Here is a 277-nt window from a genome sequence, read left to right as displayed (position 1 = left end):
ACGGGAGGTACATGCGCACCAGCTCCACGGCGAAGTCCGCGTCGACGTGCTCGACCACGTGCGCCATCAGCATCGAGTCGAACGCGCCCGGTTTCGCGTACTCGGTCGTCGGGAACTCGTCGCTCGTGAACGACGTCAGCCCGCGCGCCCGGGCGATCGCCACAGTCTCCGCGTTGTGGTCCACCCCCACGCCGTTGTTGCCGAGGTGCGCGAGGTTGCGGCCGAGACCGCTCCCCACATCCAGGACCCGGCCGAGGTGGAGGCGGCGGATGTTCCA

The 277-nt window shown here is 69.3% G+C and carries 1 protein-coding gene; it reads right to left on the bottom strand.

Translation table 11 applies throughout. From position 1 onward, the window contains the following. On the bottom strand, positions 1–277 hold a 277-nt coding region (locus SB773_RS31370; protein WP_410594200.1), incomplete at both ends, for a class I SAM-dependent methyltransferase.

The sequence above is a fragment of the Bacillus sp. SIMBA_074 genome, assembly GCF_046534555.1.
In the GTDB taxonomy this organism is placed as follows: Bacteria; Bacillota; Bacilli; order Bacillales; family Bacillaceae_G; genus Bacillus_A; species Bacillus_A mycoides.
The sequence above is the reverse complement of the archived record's forward strand: the minus strand, read 5'-3'. Positions and strand labels throughout refer to the sequence as shown.